Genomic DNA, 2,773 nt, shown 5'->3' with positions numbered 1-2,773 from the left:
GCCTTCCCTCAACGCGACCCTGCGGAGCCGTGAGCGGGGAGGGAAGGCGATCCGGCCTCCCGCCCTGCGCCCCGCAGCAGCCAGCGCCAAGCGCTAGTAGTTCACCACCTGCTCCTCAAAGTACGCCTTGGGGTGGTTGCACACCGGGCACACCTCAGGCGCCTCGGCACCCACATGCAGGTGCCCGCAGTTCAGGCACTTCCACACCTTTACGCCCTCACGCTCAAACACCTCGCCCGACTCGATGCGCTCGACGAGCTTGTTGTAGCGCTCCTCGTGGGCCTTCTCGACGGCGGCAACACCACGGAACTTTGCGGCAATCTCGGCAAAGCCCTCTTCCTCGGCGGTCTTGGCAAACTCGTCGTACATCGTGGTCCACTCGTAGTTCTCACCCGCGGCGGCATCGCGCAGATTGTCCAGGGTATCGGGGACGGCGCCATCGTGCAGATACTTAAACCACAGTTTGGCGTGCTCGGACTCGTTGCCAGCCGTCTCGGCAAAGATGTTCGAGATCTGAACGTAGCCGTCCTTCTTGGCCTTGGAGGCATAGTAGCGATACTTGGTGTGTGCCTGGGACTCACCGGCAAAAGCGGTCTCGAGGTTCTTCTTGGTTTGAGAATTCTCAAAATCCATAGGTGTACTTCCCTTCAACGCATGCCGCCCGTAGGCTTCGAGCGGCCTCGTCTTTAGGATGCCCTCATGCCGAAAATCTAAACCTTACAATCCTGTTCTTCAGATTTGCACGGGCTAGATGCTCAGCCAGCGATCGCCCTCGGCTCGGCAAAAGCCCTCACGCTCCAGGTCGGCCAGAATGCCCGCGACAAGCTCGCGCTCGACCGGTCCACGCCCAGCCGCCGCTTCCATCTCGTTAACGCCCACCACGGCATCAGCAAGCGTAATCCCCGCCGGCTGGCCATCGCGCGCTGCCAGCAACATGCGCACGATATGCGCGCGCTTTTGGCGACGTGAGCCCTCAAACTTTGATTGACGGCTATAGCCCGCCGAGCGCCTGGACGGATTGGGCAACGTCTTTTTTAGATATGCGCCGTAATCTAGCAACGCGTAATACCACGCGCGCGGCGTATCGGCATCATCGAGCGGCACGGCAAAGGGAGCGATCTCGTCGGTCGCCGCACCGGGGGCCGCCGGACAGGCCGCCTGAATCAGCGGCACCAGCTCGCGATCGGGAACAGCCGGTACATCGGGAAAGAAGTGATGCAGAAAGACCGTGCGCACGTTGGTCTCCAGATACACGCCCGGAAGATCAAACGCAAACGACCGGATACCTTGCGCCGTTGCCGGGCCAATACCAGGCAGAGCGACCAAGTCACGCGTCTCGTGCGGAAACTCCCCGCCCCAATCCTCTACGACCCGTTGAGCGGCCCCGTGAAGCGCCAGAGCGCGTCGGTTGTAGCCCATGCCCTGCCAAGCGTCCAAAACATCGGAAGGCGCGGCCTGGGCAAGCGCCTGCACGGTCGGAAAACGATCGAGCCACGCCGGCATGCGCGCCTCCACACGCGGCACCTGTGTTTGCTGCAGCATGACCTCGGAAAGCCAAATGATGTACGGGTCGCGCGTGCGGCGCCACGGAAGGTCGCGATAGCGCAGGACCCCTTCCGAACGAATCATCGAACGAAAGGGGTCCTGAATCATATCTATGCTCCTTATGCGGCGCTATTCCTCCCGGCAAGCGAACGCGCAGGTGGCGTACTCGGGAAACGCGTCGCGGTCGGCGAATTTGGAATCGACGGCCGGGAACTGGCGGTGAGCGACGATGTCGCCGAGCGAAACGGAATCGAGGTAGTCGCGCATCAACGCTTGAGCTCCGGCCCACAGGGGATGATAGCAGCACGTGCCCATGCGTGCACAGTCGCCATCGGGTGCGGTGCAATCATTCATAACCATAGGGCCCTGAACGGCCTCGACGACCTGACGAACGGTGACGTCGTCCGGACTGACCTTGAGACGCATGCCACCGTGGACGCCACGCAGGCTCTCCACAATACCGGCCTGGACCAAACCGTGCTGAATCGAGCGTGCAAACGAATACGGAACATTGACCTCTTCGGCAGCGGTGCGAACAGAAAGCAAACGCTCCGGATCCTCGGCAAGCATCGCCAACATACGAAGGGCGTAATCAGTCTTCCTCGATATGTCCATTTTTCCCCTTTCAAGGAATACGAACAGCTCGAACGAGCTCCGGGGCCGAGCTTGTGTCGAGACGCTAAATGACCGCTAGGACATCCAAATGGTAAATCGGATATCCACTGAACGCCGCGCTCGGAGCGAAATGCATCAGATGCGGCCTACAGTGCAATTTAGTATAGCCTAACCCCCTGTCTCGTTGAACAGGTGTTGCGCAACAAAGCTGTTGTTCAGACAAATATACTTATTAGATTTTACTTGCGTTCCCGAAGGCGCGGGGATTCTGGGCGAAGATGCGCCAGGGCGATCGTTCTATCGAAACAAAGTGCATCAAACGCAAAAAGCCACGTCCGAAGACGTGGCTTTAATTGCGTTGGCGGGAAGTACGGGGCTCGAACCCGCGACCTCCGACGTGACAGGCCGGCGCTCTAACCAAACTGAGCTAACTCCCCAGGCAGACGTTCGCGTTTGTTTCCGCTCGCGTGCGCTGCGGGGATTAGTATACACAGAAGTCTGTCCGGCGCGCAACAACTTTTTTGAAAAAATTTTTGGGGCCATCCGGGAGGGTCTCCGGGGCTGGGGGCGGGGGTTAAGTTTGCTGCTCTACAGTCCTGCGCAAGACGGAAAG

3 protein-coding genes and 1 tRNA gene are annotated in these 2,773 nt (G+C 59.8%); all 4 read right to left on the bottom strand.

The window, feature by feature from the left end:
- Nucleotides 1-93: 93 nt before the first annotated feature.
- Nucleotides 94-633: a rubrerythrin gene (gene rbr, locus DWV20_RS09720; RefSeq protein WP_055252097.1), complete on the bottom strand. Its 540-nt coding sequence runs from the start codon at nt 631-633 to the stop codon at nt 94-96.
- A 114-nt stretch (nt 634-747) separates the two neighbouring features.
- Nucleotides 748-1,653, bottom strand: a complete 906-nt coding sequence (locus DWV20_RS09715) for an adenine glycosylase (protein ID WP_118256887.1) — start codon at nt 1,651-1,653, stop codon at nt 748-750.
- A 21-nt stretch (nt 1,654-1,674) separates the two neighbouring features.
- Nucleotides 1,675-2,160, bottom strand: a complete 486-nt coding sequence (locus DWV20_RS09710) for an Rrf2 family transcriptional regulator (RefSeq protein ID WP_118256886.1) — start codon at nt 2,158-2,160, stop codon at nt 1,675-1,677.
- Between the two features lie 359 nt (nt 2,161-2,519).
- Nucleotides 2,520-2,597, bottom strand: a tRNA-Asp gene (locus tag DWV20_RS09705).
- Between the last annotated feature and the right edge of the window lie 176 nt (nt 2,598-2,773).

Source organism: Collinsella sp. AF02-46-1, assembly GCF_003465825.1.
In the GTDB taxonomy this organism is placed as follows: Bacteria; Actinomycetota; Coriobacteriia; order Coriobacteriales; family Coriobacteriaceae; genus Collinsella.
The sequence above is the reverse complement of the archived record's forward strand: the minus strand, read 5'-3'. Positions and strand labels throughout refer to the sequence as shown.